The 13360-nt window shown below is 34.3% G+C and carries 15 protein-coding genes; 4 read left to right on the top strand and 11 right to left on the bottom strand.

All coding sequences use genetic code 11. The annotated features are described in order from the left end of the window. Window positions 1-36: 36 nt before the first annotated feature. The 4 genes from Q0893_RS17315 to rpsF form a co-directional block, all read right to left on the bottom strand. The gene (locus Q0893_RS17315) at window positions 37-3156 is read right to left on the bottom strand and encodes a carboxypeptidase regulatory-like domain-containing protein (RefSeq protein WP_298904312.1); all 3120 of its coding nucleotides are present in this window, start codon (window positions 3154-3156) and stop codon (window positions 37-39) included. Window positions 3157-3258: 102 nt separating this feature from the next. Then, on the bottom strand, window positions 3259-3708 hold the full coding sequence (rplI, locus tag Q0893_RS17320; RefSeq protein WP_299278080.1) for a 50S ribosomal protein L9: 450 nt from the start codon (window positions 3706-3708) through the stop codon (window positions 3259-3261). Window positions 3709-3721: 13 nt separating this feature from the next. Then, entirely contained in the window at window positions 3722-4018 is a 297-nt protein-coding gene (gene rpsR, locus Q0893_RS17325; RefSeq protein ID WP_028873640.1) for a 30S ribosomal protein S18, read from the bottom strand. A 2-nt stretch (window positions 4019-4020) separates the two neighbouring features. Next, entirely contained in the window at window positions 4021-4359 is a 339-nt protein-coding gene (gene rpsF / locus Q0893_RS17330; RefSeq protein ID WP_298904308.1) for a 30S ribosomal protein S6, read from the bottom strand. Window positions 4360-4559: 200 nt separating this feature from the next. Between rpsF and Q0893_RS17335 the strand changes: the two genes are divergently transcribed. Continuing rightward, window positions 4560-5255 carry a LytTR family DNA-binding domain-containing protein gene (locus Q0893_RS17335; RefSeq protein ID WP_230937136.1) on the top strand — a complete coding sequence of 232 codons (696 nt, stop codon included), beginning with the start codon at window positions 4560-4562 and terminating at the stop codon, window positions 5253-5255. Between the two features lie 59 nt (window positions 5256-5314). Here Q0893_RS17335 and priA read toward each other — a convergent pair whose 3' ends face one another. The 5 genes from priA to nadC are packed head-to-tail and all read right to left on the bottom strand — an operon-like array spanning window position 5315 to window position 10791. Then, window positions 5315-7768 carry a primosomal protein N' gene (gene priA / locus Q0893_RS17340; RefSeq protein ID WP_298904332.1) on the bottom strand — a complete coding sequence of 818 codons (2454 nt, stop codon included), beginning with the start codon at window positions 7766-7768 and terminating at the stop codon, window positions 5315-5317. Window position 7769: 1 nt separating this feature from the next. Then, window positions 7770-8552, bottom strand: coding sequence for a hypothetical protein (locus tag Q0893_RS17345; protein WP_299278084.1), 783 nt, complete (start codon window positions 8550-8552; stop codon window positions 7770-7772). A 7-nt stretch (window positions 8553-8559) separates the two neighbouring features. Next, window positions 8560-8994, bottom strand: a complete 435-nt coding sequence (locus Q0893_RS17350) for a DUF2147 domain-containing protein (RefSeq protein WP_366915897.1) — start codon at window positions 8992-8994, stop codon at window positions 8560-8562. Beyond that, window positions 8981-9934, bottom strand: a complete 954-nt coding sequence (locus Q0893_RS17355) for a YihY/virulence factor BrkB family protein (RefSeq protein ID WP_298904304.1) — start codon at window positions 9932-9934, stop codon at window positions 8981-8983. Before Q0893_RS17355 ends, Q0893_RS17350 begins: the two co-directional genes overlap by 14 nt. Next, window positions 9934-10791 (bottom strand): carboxylating nicotinate-nucleotide diphosphorylase, encoded by an 858-nt coding sequence (nadC, locus tag Q0893_RS17360; protein WP_298904302.1) that lies wholly within the window; start codon window positions 10789-10791, stop codon window positions 9934-9936. The genes Q0893_RS17355 and nadC overlap by 1 nt, the downstream gene beginning before the upstream one ends. Window positions 10792-10860: 69 nt before the next feature. Here nadC and rlmH point away from each other — a divergent pair, with 69 nt between their 5' ends. Beyond that, window positions 10861-11334 (top strand): 23S rRNA (pseudouridine(1915)-N(3))-methyltransferase RlmH, encoded by a 474-nt coding sequence (gene rlmH, locus Q0893_RS17365; protein ID WP_299278089.1) that lies wholly within the window; start codon window positions 10861-10863, stop codon window positions 11332-11334. On the opposite strand, the gene Q0893_RS17370 is transcribed toward rlmH, so the two are convergent. Together Q0893_RS17370 and Q0893_RS17375 are read right to left on the bottom strand one after the other, a co-directional pair. Continuing rightward, window positions 11300-11719 carry an HXXEE domain-containing protein gene (locus Q0893_RS17370; RefSeq protein WP_298904299.1) on the bottom strand — a complete coding sequence of 140 codons (420 nt, stop codon included), beginning with the start codon at window positions 11717-11719 and terminating at the stop codon, window positions 11300-11302. The genes rlmH and Q0893_RS17370 overlap by 35 nt on opposite strands. Before the next feature lie 25 nt (window positions 11720-11744). Beyond that, on the bottom strand, window positions 11745-12044 hold the full coding sequence (locus Q0893_RS17375; protein ID WP_298904298.1) for an HPF/RaiA family ribosome-associated protein: 300 nt from the start codon (window positions 12042-12044) through the stop codon (window positions 11745-11747). A 358-nt stretch (window positions 12045-12402) separates the two neighbouring features. Between Q0893_RS17375 and Q0893_RS17380 the strand changes: the two genes are divergently transcribed. Together Q0893_RS17380 and Q0893_RS17385 are read left to right on the top strand one after the other, a co-directional pair. Continuing rightward, the gene (locus Q0893_RS17380; RefSeq protein WP_299278093.1) at window positions 12403-12681 is read left to right on the top strand and encodes a hypothetical protein; all 279 of its coding nucleotides are present in this window, start codon (window positions 12403-12405) and stop codon (window positions 12679-12681) included. Window positions 12682-12706: 25 nt separating this feature from the next. Beyond that, window positions 12707-13360 (top strand): hypothetical protein, encoded by a 654-nt coding sequence (locus tag Q0893_RS17385; RefSeq protein WP_298904296.1) that lies wholly within the window; start codon window positions 12707-12709, stop codon window positions 13358-13360.

The following is a 13360-nucleotide window of genomic DNA, read 5'->3' on the forward strand; positions in this document are numbered from 1 at the left end:
AATTAAGAGCGCAAATTTAATGAATTTATCTAGTATTTAGAAGATATATCGTACTCCAAATTGAGCTTGCCATCTTGAAGCTAAACTCGTATCGTAGCTAAATGTTTCTTGTAAATCTGAATTAAATGTATATGTTGGTACATTTGTACCTGGATCAACAACAACACCTAATGGTTGTACACTTATAGGCTGTTGAATAACACCCCAATCACTATTAATTAAGTTCCCAACGTTTAATACATCAATACTTAGTTGAATCGTATTCACTTTGTCTCCTGACACTTTAAAGTTAAAATCCTGAAGTAATTTAAGATCCCAACGACCTCTCCAAGGTGCTAATGCGCCATAACGTTCTGCATACTGACCTCTTCGATCACTTAAGTAATCATCTTGTTGAATATAAGCCTCAAAAGCCTCGGCTTGACCGGCACCAGAAAATTGCATTTGAGATATTTCACTTGCAGTTGGTATATACAAAAGGTCATTTAAGTTAGATCCATCTCCATTAAGGTCACCTCCATAGGTGTAGTTAAAACGACCACCACGAGCATATTCAAAAAATGTTGAAATCGTTGTTGACCATTTATCTTTACCATAAGTCCATTTCTTACTAGCAACACCAATAAATCTATGTGTATCGCCATATCTAGAGTAACTTAGCACATCGTCATTTACGTTTCCTAAAGCAGGATTAAATGCAAATGCATCTCCAGTAATTTCGGCCTCAATTGAATTGACATCCTTAGCATTTAAATAGCTATAAGCTAACATAGTGTACAAACCATTATCGAAAGATTTCTGAGCCTTTAGAGAGGCGTTCCAAATTCTACCCTTATCCGAATTTGTAAAAACGTAAGCATTGTTAATAATATCGTTAGATGTATAGATGGCTCTATTATCAACACCTGCCAAAGTTCCTGAAGGAGGTAATAATCCCCAGTTTTGTACATGAGCACCATTAATATCTTTGGTATAAGACACGTCTCCTGTTAATATTAAACCATTTTCGAATCTATAATCTGTACCAAGATTAGTTCTCCATACTTGTGGGAATTTATAATCTGGATCAACAGCTTGGTAAAAGAAAACGTTTGGATTTCCAATTTGGTTACCTAACCATACAAATGGGAAACGTCCTGTGAATAACCCAGAACCACCTCTAAGTTGTAATGATCGATCGCCTTTGACATCATAGTTAAATCCAACTCTTGGAGAAATTAACCAATCGCTATTTGGCATTTGTGTATTATCTAAAAATACTGTTTCGCCAGTATTAGGGTTGACATATGGAATATCTGGTGCATAACAACAAGCTACATCAATCACATCTTGAGCTTTTTCTGCACTATCAAAAAACAAAGGTTTATCAAAACGCACACCATAAGTTAATTTAAACTTTTCAGTAAGATTCCACTCATCCTGCATATAAAATGACATTTGCCCCACATTAGTTTCTGCCAATGCGAAACCTCCAACACCTCCAACAGGATTTGAAGATAAAGAAGCATGCGCAGCAATAGCTTGGTTGTACAGATCTTGTAACTGTCCAGAGTCTACTAAGTCTTGGAAGCCATCCATTGTTGTCGTTGGAAAGAACACCCCTTGCGCTCCATAAACGCCTAAATTAAACGAGTTGTCAAACTGAAATTTCTCAAAAGCAAAACCTATCGTATATGTATGATCTCCTTTAAAATAGTTCATATTGTTTGAAAACTGAAGCACCTTTTGGTCTAGTCTATTATTAATAGAAAACGGTTCATGTCCAGCAATAATATAATTAGAACCATCTTGTGTAATAGTAATGGTAGGTGCTGGAGTAGATAATGGATCTCTAAAATCATCAAAATGTGTAAATCCAAACTGAAACTTGTTTGAAACTTCATCAGAAAATGTAGAGTTTAACTCTAACTGAACAGATCTTATATTATTGTTAATTTCATAACCTGCATTTTCAAATTGTAATGTATTTGCACTCGGACCTCTAAATCCTAAGGCCGTTGGGTGTGCAGGCTTTTCTTTTGATGCATTTAGGAAATTATAAATTACAGCTAATCTGTTATTATCATTTATATTCCAATCTAATTTAATAATCCCTTTATTAGACTCGGCTGCGTAAGTAAAACCTTGATAAGCTCCAGGATTATATCCTATATCTAATAGTGCATTTTGAACTGCAATAAGATCAGATTCCAATACACGCGACTCATTAATAGCGCCACTACCTGTGTTTGGTGTCCAACCGTTACTTCCTAAATCGGTACGCTCATCCTTTTCAAAATTAGCAAAGAAGAACAGTTTATTTTTTACAATTGGTCCACCAATACTAAACCCGTATTGATTTTGTTCTAATTTCGGTTTTACTACATCCTCTCCTCTAACGGTTCCACCTGTAAGGTCTTCATTTCTAAAGAAGCCATAAACGGTACCATGAAATTCGTTGGTTCCACTCTTTGTTACCGCATTTACAGAAGCACCTGTAAAACCAGCTTGTGTAACATCATAAGGTGCTGTGCTCACCGTAATTTGGTCTATAGCGTCTATAGATATTGGTGTAGATTCTGTTTGACCACCTGGTTGAGCAGCATCAAGACCAAAAGGGTTATTAAAAATAGCACCATCTAAAGAGAAATTATTGAATTGGTCATTACGCCCACCGAATGAACCAGCACTGGCCGTTGGCTCCAACCTTGTAAAATCGTTTGTAGATCTTGTAATTGTGGGTAACCTTGTTAATTCACGCCTACCAACAGAAGTTTCAGCACCAGTTCTATCTGTGCTAAAGGTTCCAGTAGTAGAGCCCGTTATGACAACAGCGTCAAGTTGTTCGCTATCTGGTGTCATTTGCAAATCAATATTTTCGGTTTTACCTAATGTTAAGAACACATCATTAAACACCTGTTCTTTATATCCTACATAAGATATCGTAATGGTATAAGGCCCACCAACCCTCATATTAATAATGTTGTAACGACCATCGAAGTTTGTGGCTGCCCCATACTTTGTACCTGTTGGAGTATGAACGGCAACGACGTTAGCTCCAGGTAAGGGTTGGGCGCTTTCGTCTAAAATGACTCCTTTTAAATTAGATGTTGTAACCTGAGCAAAGCCCATAGTTATGAACATCAACATAAAAGTTGTAATGAGATGTTTTTTCATTTGATTTAGTTTTTGGTTAATATAGATTAGCATAAAGTTAAATAAAAAAAGGCTGTTCAAATGAACAGCCTTCTGTATTTATTAACCTTTGTTGTTAACTACCTAAGATTCAGCAACTACTTCAAACGGTAAATTTACTGATACTTCTCTGTGTAATCTTACAACAGCTTCGTATTTTCCTAAACGTTTTACAGTTCCACCAGCAACCGAGATAAACTTCTTATCTATCTCATGTCCAGCCTTTTGTAATTCGTTTGCTAAGTCAATATTATTTACAGATCCAAATAATTTATCTCCAGTACCTACTTTAGAAGAAATTTTAATTTCTAAATCTTTAATAGCTTCTGCAGTTTTATTTGCTGCATCAATAATTGATTTTTCTTTGTAAGCTCTTTGCTTCAAAGTTTCTTCTAGGACTTTCCTTGCAGATGACGTTGCCATTACTGCTTGTCCTTGAGGAATTAAAAAGTTTCTACCATAACCGTTCTTAACTGTTACAATATCGTCTTTAAATCCTAAATTTTCAACGTCTTGTTTTAATATAAGTTCCATAGTTATTGGTATTTTATTTTAATAAATCTGCTACGTATGGCATTAACGCTAAGTGACGCGCTCTTTTCACAGCTACAGATACTTTTCTTTGGTATTTTAAAGATGTTCCTGTTAAACGTCTTGGTAAAATTTTACCTTGCTCGTTTACAAAACCTAATAGCCAATCTGCATCTTTGTAATCTACATACTTGATTCCAGATTTCTTAAAACGACAATATTTCTTCGTTTTGCTTGTGTCAATGTTCAACGGAGTTAAATATCTAATTTCTCCGTCTTTCTTTCCTTTTGCTTGTTGTTCTATTGAAGACATAATTACGCTTTTTGTTTATCTCTTTTTCTTCTCTTTTCTGCCCAAGCAATCGCATGCTTGTCTAATTTTACTGTTAAGTAACGCATAAAACGCTCATCACGTCTAAACTCTACTTCTAATGGATTAACTACTTCTCCATCTACAGTGTACTCAAATAAGTGATAAAAACCACTTTTTTTGTTTTGGATTGGGTAAGCTAATTTTTTTAAGCCCCAATCTTCTTTGGCTACCATCTTCGCTCCTCTAGAAACAAGAAAATCTTCATATTTCTTTACTGTTTCCTTTATCTGGTCATCAGATAAAACGGGATTTAAGATGAAAACAGTTTCATAATGATTCATAAAAATCTATTTATTGTGTTAAAAATGAGTGCAAAAATAACTATAATTTATATTTCTGGCAACGTTTTTGTATATAAAATTTCGGGTATCACGATAATGTTAAAATAATGTTAAAATTCACACTTTACCGATGTTTTTTGGTTTTTATCCGAATTTTTCGTACTATTGTCGATATCTTAACCTAAAATATAAATAATGTTATGACTTTAAACTGTGTAGTAGTTGATGATTCTGCGATTCAACGTTTATCGATTGTAAAGTTAATAGAGAATCATTCCTCTCTTAACCTTATTGCAGAATATAGTAGCGCATTAGAGACCAAGAATGGACTTAATACTCATAAAGTAGATTTAATCTTCTTAGATATTGAGATGCCTGTTCTTAATGGTTTCGAGCTACTCGATGTACTCAACAACAAACCCCAAATTATTTTCGTTACAGGTAAAACTGAATACGCATTTAAAGCTTTTAATTATGATGCCACCGATTATCTTCAAAAACCTATTACTAGGGAACGATTTAATCAATCTGTGGAAAAAGCACTAGAGCAACATAAATTAAAGCTTGATTTCAATGAAACTGACGGCGAACACATCTTTGTCAAAAGTAATCTAAAAAAGAGAAAAGTTTACATTAAAGATATCAAATGGATTGAAGCTCTTGGTGACTATGTTAAACTAGTTACTGAAGAAAATAGCTTAGTCGTTTTATCTACTATGAAAGCTTTCGAGCACGAATTACCAGAAGGTAAATTCTTAAGAATCCATAAATCATATATTGTAAACCTAGACAAGGTTGATCGATTTAACAGTAAAAATGTTGAAGTTGGTGCTTATGAGATTCCTTTAAGTAGAAACAAGAAAACCCAACTTGTTGACGCTCTTAACAATATTTAAAGGCGCTAAGACTAATAGTTTGAAGATATAACTTATAACTAACCTAACTAATTAGCTTTTTAATAATTATCGACATTTAAAATTACTCTTATTGCCCTAAAATCTTTTACACTCAGGAAGCTGTTATTAATTTTAATAATAGCTTCTTTTGTTTTTCCCAAAGATTGTTTCTGTGGAATCTTTACCAATATGTGCTTTAAATATTGATTTCTAATTCTAGCCACAGGAGGAAACTCGGGGCCAAGTACATTTTGGTTAAATACGGTTCGTAGTGATTTCGCATACCAATCTGCTCCAACATTAACACGATTATAATCTTTGTGTTTTAGCGTAATTTTTATCATTCTATAAATTGGCGGATATTTATAGATATGTCGCTCATCTAATTGCTCTTCAAACATCTGCAAGTAATTATTGGTAGACACTTGTTGCAATATATTATGATACGGGTTATATGTTTGTATCAATACTTTCCCGCGTTCTTCTGTGCGCCCAGCTCTACCGGATACCTGCGTCATTAATTGGTAGCTACGTTCGTGGGCTCTAAAGTCTGGATAATTGAGCATATTGTCGGCATTCATAATACCTACAAGTTTTACATTTCTAAAATCCAATCCTTTAGTAAGCATCTGGGTTCCAACCAAAATATCTATTTGCCCTTGCTCTAAAGCCGTTATAATTTTCTCATAACCATATTTACCGCGTGTTGTATCCAAATCCATACGCGCCACTTGATAATCTGGAAATAGTTGCTTTACCTCCTGCTCTACTTGTTCGGTTCCAAACCCTTTACTATCTAATTCGTGGCTACTACAAGCATCACATGTTTTTGGCATTACTGTATTATAGCCACAATAATGACAACGTAGTTGGTTTTTATATTGATGAAACGTCAAACTTACATCACAATTTGGACACTGAGGAGAATGACCGCAGGTATGACATTCTACAATTGGAGAAAATCCACGCCTATTTTGAAACAAGATAATTTGATGGCCATTTTTTAAGGTCTCTGTCATTTCTTCAATGAGTCGATCGCTAAAATGACCTTGCATGCGCTTACGTTTGTGCTTGTCCTTAATATCCACCAATTCAATATCTGGCATAAGCACATCGTTATAACGATGGTTCAATGTCACCAACCCATACTTCTCCTGTTTTGCATTGAAATAACTCTCTAAGCTAGGTGTAGCCGAACCTAATAAAGTTTTGCACTTAAAGATACTAGCCAACACAATAGCAGTATCACGAGCGTGGTATCTTGGCGCTGGATCAAATTGTTTGTATGATGATTCGTGTTCTTCATCAACAATAATTAATCCCAAATTATTAAATGGTAATAATACTGAAGAACGTGCTCCTAAAATAACTTGTGCTGTTGGAGCATTTCTCAATACATTATTCCAAACCTCAACACGTTCATGTGATGAATACTTACTATGAAATACAGCTACTTTTTCCCCAAAATAATACTGAAGGCGCTCAACTAATTGCGTTGTTAAAGCTATTTCTGGCAATAAATACAAGACTTGCTTTTTAGCTTCTAGTTGGGTTTCAATGAGCTTTACATAGATCTCTGTTTTTCCCGATGATGTCACGCCATGAAGAAGCGTAATGTTTTGATTTTCAAAAGATTCAATAATTTCATTTAAAGCATTTTCTTGATGTGCGTTTAAATGTTTTGAATCTTCGTTTGTGCCACCTTCATATTGAACACGATCTGTTTGAATATGATATTCTTCCAGAATCTCTTTATCTATTAGTGCTTTAACTATGGTAGATGATGCGCCGCTTTCAGAAATCAAATCAGATACCTTAACAGGTTTTTTCGTTTGCGCCGAAATAGAAAACAAAGTCATGATGACATCTCTCTGTTTTGGTGCTCTACTCAAATCGGACAGCAATTCTTGCAATCCTATTTCCGTAGAAAAGGAAGCATTTAATTTTGCATAACGTACTAATTTGGGTTTGTACTTCTCATATATTTCTTCTTGCACTGAAATGGCATCTTTATCGAGCAATCGCTTAATAACTGGCAAGACATTCTTTTTATCTAGAATGGACATCAAATCCTGAATCTTTAATGACGACTGATGGTGTAAGGCTTCATATACAACGAATTCATCATCTTTTAAATCTTCGTCATTAATAATCGTCTTATCATTCTTGGAAATAACTGTTTCGCTTTCCAAAATAAAAGCGCTTGGTAAAGCGGCTCTCATGACATCTCCCAATGTGCACATATAGTACTCTGAAATCCACCTCCAATGTTGTAATTGCACTTGTGTTACAATAGGAGTATCGTCTAAAATTTGATGAATCTCTTTTGCTTCATAAGTCAAAGGAGCATCATTATGTACCTCGATGACCAGTGCTGTATAAATTTTTGTTTTTCCGAAAGGAACAGACACGCGAATACCAGGCTGCAAAAAGTTAGCTTCTGCCTGAGTAATGGCATAGGTAAAACTCTTAGCAAGGGGAATTGGCAATATGACGTTGATAAAATAATTCAGCTCAGTGGAACGGTTTGATGTCTCTATACAAGATTGATAAAATCTTTTCAAAGGTAATGACATCTTCTTTGTTTATCAACCGATCTGTTTTAATAAATAGATTATTGTCCATAATTTCTATCTCTAAGTGATTAATACCACTTAGCTTACTCATAAGGTCTTTAACGCGTGTTATTTGATTAGACCGCTTAAAGGTATAGCACTCGTAATTGATTAGACTTATATCATCATCATTTCTAATTTTATCAAAAAAGGCTTCGGTTTTTGTTTTCTCTCTGAAATAGTAATGCCCGTTTATGGCATCAATCCTCAGCCACATTACCAATTTGCACTCTCCTTTTAAATGTGGCGCAAACACATAACCAGAATCAAAATAAAATATATCACTGTAAATCCAATTTTCGGTTTGGTTGAGTATTTTGGTTTGATATAAGGTCTCTATGCTCTCATCATTTAGAGGCTCGGCTTTTAAAAACCATTTACTTGACCTAAGATAATTTAACGCTCGCTCCATAATCTTTTGATCTTCAAAAGCAAATTTTCTAATGTCCTCTTCAGATCGCTCCCAAAATTCGTTGCCGTTAACATCCCATTCGCCAGATTCGGCTTGTTCTAAACTTATCTTAGCATTTGTTTCGGGATGGAAAATATACTCCTCTTCTAAACTTCTACGCATTTGTTCTTGATCTTTGTCTCCTGACTTCTTTTCGAAACCTAAAAGAAAATAAAGCAATAAGGCAAGACCGACGACGAAAGAAAGAACAATTACAATACCTAATGCCATATTATACTTATTGTACCCTTAACCAATACTGCGTTCTATAGAAAAAAGCGATATAACCTCTAACTTGAAGTCGATCGTTATTGTCTCCATCAAGTTTTAATCGGCACTCATATGTCTTTCCATCTTCGGGGTTCGTAATGGTTCCTTTTTTATAAGCGTTACCAGATTTCACCATATCCTTAATGATTTTTAAACCCAGAACAGGTTTATTATAATCATCTCCTTTGCAAAACTTGCATGGCAAATCTCGTTTCTCGGGGTCAAAAATTTCGATAATCTTTCCGTAGATTTTCCCATTTTCCTTATAAATTTCAACGATAGATTTCTCCTCTCCTGTTTCGTCATCAACGGTTTTCCATTTTCCGAGTACACTTTGAGCAGATACCGTTAAAGTCATCAAAAGTATCAATACAACTAGGTAATATTTATTATTCTTCATCATATCTTTTCTTTTTTAAACGTCTAATCGTTGCATTTAGTTCATAACCCAACAACAATATATTAGCATTAAGCCATAAATACAATAGTAAAATTAACAAAGCTCCAATAGAACCATAGAGCTTATTGTACTGTGAGAAGTTTTCAATATAAATACCAAACAAATAGGATGTTAATATGATTAATAGCGTTGTAAATAAAGCACCAATTGAGAAAAACTTTGAAGTACGTCCTTCTTTCGTTCCGAAGTAATACAAGGTAGCAGTGGCTATATACACCATAAAAACAAAGAACAAATACTTTGCAAACACCACCCAAAACACATTGGCATCATTGGTTGGATACTGAAGACTATCGAACTGCTCGTATAACGGTTGAATGACATAAATTTGGAAATATCCAAAAAAAGCAACAGTTAGAATGACCAGTAAGGCCAATATCAATGCCACACCAAGAGCATAGAGGTATTGTTTAAATATATTTCTGGTGAGTTCTTGATGATACGAATTCTCAAATCCAGAAAACACGGCATTAACGCCATTTGCCATTAGTAAAATAGACACAATAAAAACAGATGACAATAAACCACCACGCTCTGTATTTTCAATATTTTCGAAGATATTAGAAAAGAAAAAATCTGATGTTTGTGGTGGCAAAAACGAGGTTAAAAATTGTTGAAACTCATTTTGAAAGCCCTCAATGGGTATATAAGGCATTAAGATAAGTACAAACAATAAAAAGGGAAAAATAGCTGTAAAAAAACTAAACGCAATTGCACTTGCTCTTGCTGTAAGTGCTCCCTTAAAAATCCCTATCGCATAGAGTTCTAGTAAATCATATAATGTTAGTCCTTGAAGCGCGGGCAGCTTTATTTTTCTTAGTATATCTACAATGTGATTTACTATGGGAATATTGCTCAATATCTCTTTTAAAGGCTTTGACATTAAACAGCTTTCAGGCTTAAATCCATGTTATAAACCGAATGTGTCAATGCGCCCGAAGAAATATAATCTACGCCACACTCGGCATAATTTCTAACGGTTTTTTCGTTAATGCCTCCTGAAGATTCTGTTAAACATTGATCTCCAATTAATTTCACAGCTGTTCGTGTGTCTTCATAATTGAAATTATCAATGAGAATACGATAGACGCCTTCTGTTTCTAAAATTTCTTTAATTTCATTTAAATCTCTTGCTTCAACAATAATTTTTAGATCACGATTAGTTTCTTTTAAATAATGCTTCGTTTTATTAATGGCTTTTGTTATACCACCTGCAAAGTCAATGTGATTATCTTTTAGCATTATCATATCATATAGTGCAAATCGATGATTTTCTCCTCCCCCAATTTTTACGGCCCATTTTTCGAGGGCTCTTATTCCCGGAGTTGTTTTTCTTGTATCTAAAATTTTAGTGCCAGTTCCTTCCAAAAGGTCTACAAACTTTTTTGTCTTTGTAGCAATTGCACTCATACGTTGCATGGCGTTAAGTACTAGTCGTTCTGCTTTTAATATAGACTGTGACGCACCTTCAACATAAAACACAATATCTCCATAACGCACCTGACTCCCGTCTTGTATTAGCATTTCTACTTTCATGTTTGCATCTACATAAGCAAATACTTGTTTAGCAAACTCAACACCTGCTATAATGCCATCATCTTTAACCAAAAGCTTAGCTTTTCCTTGTGCCGAAGCTGGAATACAGGCCAAAGAACTATGGTCACCGTCACCTACATCTTCTCTAATCGCATTTGCTATGATGCCTTCTATTTCTTTATCAAATTGTTCTTGTGAAATCATGTTTTAGATATTTCATGTAAAAATAGCAATTGCAACTTAAAAAATTTCAAAAAAGTCTAACTTTGAAACATGACAATTAAACTTCTTGCTATAGGCAAAACAGACCATAAGGATTTACAATCGTTAATTGATGATTATCAAAAACGTTTAGGGTTTTATGTAAAGTTTGAATTTGAAATCATACCAGATCTCAAAAAGACAAAGCATTTAAGCGAAGATCAGCAAAAACAAAAAGAAGGCGAACTTATATTGAATAAAATCAATACATCTGACGTACTTATTTTACTTGATGAAAATGGGAAACAGTTTGATTCTGTTGCCTTTTCCCAGTATTTACAAAAACATATGAATTCTGGTATTAAGCAATTGGTTTTCGTTATTGGTGGACCTTACGGTTTTTCGTCTGAAGTGTATCAAAAAGCACGTGGAAAAGTAGCATTGTCTAAAATGACATTCTCTCACCAAATGATTCGATTATTTGTTATCGAGCAGTTGTACAGAGGTTTTACTATTTTGAAAAACGAACCCTATCATCATAGATAAGTTTTATTAAATATAAAGCTGTTATAAGCAGAAAAGGTGCCGTTAGAACACCAGGCGTATAGGAGCCTTGCATGATGCTCCAAAGCGGATGTCCAACACCGTTCATTAACTCTATTAAGATCCAAACTATAATGGGAAATTTTGCTAATTTGTGATTTGGCTTCACCAGAACGTACCAACTTATTAGCCCTACAACAAATAACCCAATATTGATGATTAAAAACCCTAAATGATGATCATCTGATACCACACCAGTTAACCAAGTTGCAGGAGGGAAATTTTCCCAAAGTTTACCTATATATTCTTCTATAGAATGCAAAGCCTGAAAACAAACCAGAAGCAAGAACACTTTTGAAATTCTACTATCTGCAATGTTTTCAGGCATGAGATTATTTTAATTTTTTAGTGAATTAATACACCTTATAAATTTCTTTACGTTTCTTAAGTTGGCGTTCTAAATCACTAATCGTTTGGCGCACGGCCACTTCATGTTTCTTTTCATTGGATGTTGCAAATAGTCGAGGACCAGGCAAACTCAACCTTATACTACAAATCGCATTATTTATTGGTTCATTAAGATCTTTTTTAAAGAACACATCTGCACCAACGATAAATTCATATCTATTAAAAAGTTTTGCTAGTTTCTCTCTTGTAAAAGCGCTTAGGGTATCACTTTTATCTACATCTACATATTGAAAGTTTACATTCATAATCATTCTCGTTTTTAGGTTAATTTCGTTATTCTAATTTACGAAAAATTAGCCAATTTATAATGATAAATCTCTTAAAGAATTTGTGTTTTTTTTATAATAAAAAAAGAACAAAACTTCCGAATTGAATTTCAAAACACGTAAAGAGCGCAATGCTTAGGTATTTTAACCTAATCCTTAAAACAAGACAATACCATCTACTATAAACTCATTGATTGTCAGATATTTGAACTAGAGATTAAATAGAAATATTAACCAGTAGCTACGTGTCAATTTCTATGTGAAAGGTGTTATCTGAAAAACCTTAGACTATATACAGTCAAAAAAAAAGAGTAAGAAAAACGTAAAAACAATAATCATGTCAAAAACCTCAAACCTCGTTGGTGCATATTCACCCTATTCATGTGCAATTAGTAAAGAAGCAACATCTGCTTTTAATGAAGCCTTAGATGGACTTTTAGGTGTAACCTATACACCTGTAGCGGTATCAGAACAACTTGTAGCTGGAACCAACTATAAGTTCTTTTGTAATACAGAAGCTGCAGTTAGATATCCTATTAATGGATCTGCAATAGTAAGTATCTATCAACCTCTTGATGGTAAGGCTCATATCACAAGTATTCAAAACATAAATTAATTATTAACCTTAAAAACATATTATTATGCAACCTTTACCAGTAAAAGTTAAAAATGTAAGCGTCTTTGCTTACTTCAACCCAAATGAACCTTTATCTGAGGTTATCTTAACAGGTGCTTCAGGAGTATATTCAGTAGGTACATTAATGACTAGTATTTTTTACAACCTTGATTTAACAGATGAAGGCCGAAAAGAGAACCCATTAAATGTTCATTCTCAATATTATGCCACTGGCGAAACAGAATCTGGAGACAAATTCACCACGCCATGGATGTATTGTTTAGATAATTCTAATCAACCTAAATTTGGTCGCACCAAAACCCTTGTTGCGTCAAGTGCAGATAGTCATGTCGATGAAGCTACAGTTAACGAATCTGATTATATTAAACTAGGTGCCTTAACAGATATCACTGTAAGTCAGTTATTTCCACCTCCAGCCATTGGTCAACGTTTACTCATAGAAAATGGCAGTGGTAACATTATAGCAACAAGAGTTGGTACACCACATGAAATGGGTGTACAAGTTGATAGTGGTCGTCGTATAGGTGAAATTTCGAGCGGAATGAAACGTATCATTATATCTGGAAAAACCAAAGATGGTGATAGATTTTCTCAAACTGGCTATACAGCCGTTTCTGGTGGAGATCCAGCCATTTTTATTAAACAATTCCCAAACTAG

It is taken from the genome of uncultured Psychroserpens sp., from assembly GCF_947494225.1.
Lineage (GTDB): Bacteria > Bacteroidota > Bacteroidia > Flavobacteriales > Flavobacteriaceae > Psychroserpens.

Excerpts from the sequence above, each read along its gene's own strand:
- Q0893_RS17335 (WP_230937136.1), top strand. The coding sequence starts at position 4,560 with ATGACTTTAAACTGTGTAGTAGTTGATGATTCTGCGATTCAACGTTTA.
- rlmH (WP_299278089.1), top strand. The coding sequence starts at position 10,861 with ATGACAATTAAACTTCTTGCTATAGGCAAAACAGACCATAAGGATTTA.
- Q0893_RS17380 (WP_299278093.1), top strand. The coding sequence starts at position 12,403 with ATGTCAAAAACCTCAAACCTCGTTGGTGCATATTCACCCTATTCATGT.
- Q0893_RS17350 (WP_366915897.1), bottom strand. The coding sequence starts at position 8,994 with ATGATGAAGAATAATAAATATTACCTAGTTGTATTGATACTTTTGATG.
- rpsR (WP_028873640.1), bottom strand. The coding sequence starts at position 4,018 with ATGTCTTCAATAGAACAACAAGCAAAAGGAAAGAAAGACGGAGAAATT.
- Q0893_RS17375 (WP_298904298.1), bottom strand. The coding sequence starts at position 12,044 with ATGAATGTAAACTTTCAATATGTAGATGTAGATAAAAGTGATACCCTA.
- rpsF (WP_298904308.1), bottom strand. The coding sequence starts at position 4,359 with ATGAATCATTATGAAACTGTTTTCATCTTAAATCCCGTTTTATCTGAT.
- rplI (WP_299278080.1), bottom strand. The coding sequence starts at position 3,708 with ATGGAACTTATATTAAAACAAGACGTTGAAAATTTAGGATTTAAAGAC.
- Q0893_RS17315 (WP_298904312.1), bottom strand. The coding sequence starts at position 3,156 with ATGAAAAAACATCTCATTACAACTTTTATGTTGATGTTCATAACTATG.
- nadC (WP_298904302.1), bottom strand. The coding sequence starts at position 10,791 with ATGATTTCACAAGAACAATTTGATAAAGAAATAGAAGGCATCATAGCA.
- Q0893_RS17355 (WP_298904304.1), bottom strand. The coding sequence starts at position 9,934 with ATGTCAAAGCCTTTAAAAGAGATATTGAGCAATATTCCCATAGTAAAT.
- Q0893_RS17370 (WP_298904299.1), bottom strand. The coding sequence starts at position 11,719 with ATGCCTGAAAACATTGCAGATAGTAGAATTTCAAAAGTGTTCTTGCTT.
- Q0893_RS17345 (WP_299278084.1), bottom strand. The coding sequence starts at position 8,552 with ATGGCATTAGGTATTGTAATTGTTCTTTCTTTCGTCGTCGGTCTTGCC.
- Q0893_RS17385 (WP_298904296.1), top strand. The coding sequence starts at position 12,707 with ATGCAACCTTTACCAGTAAAAGTTAAAAATGTAAGCGTCTTTGCTTAC.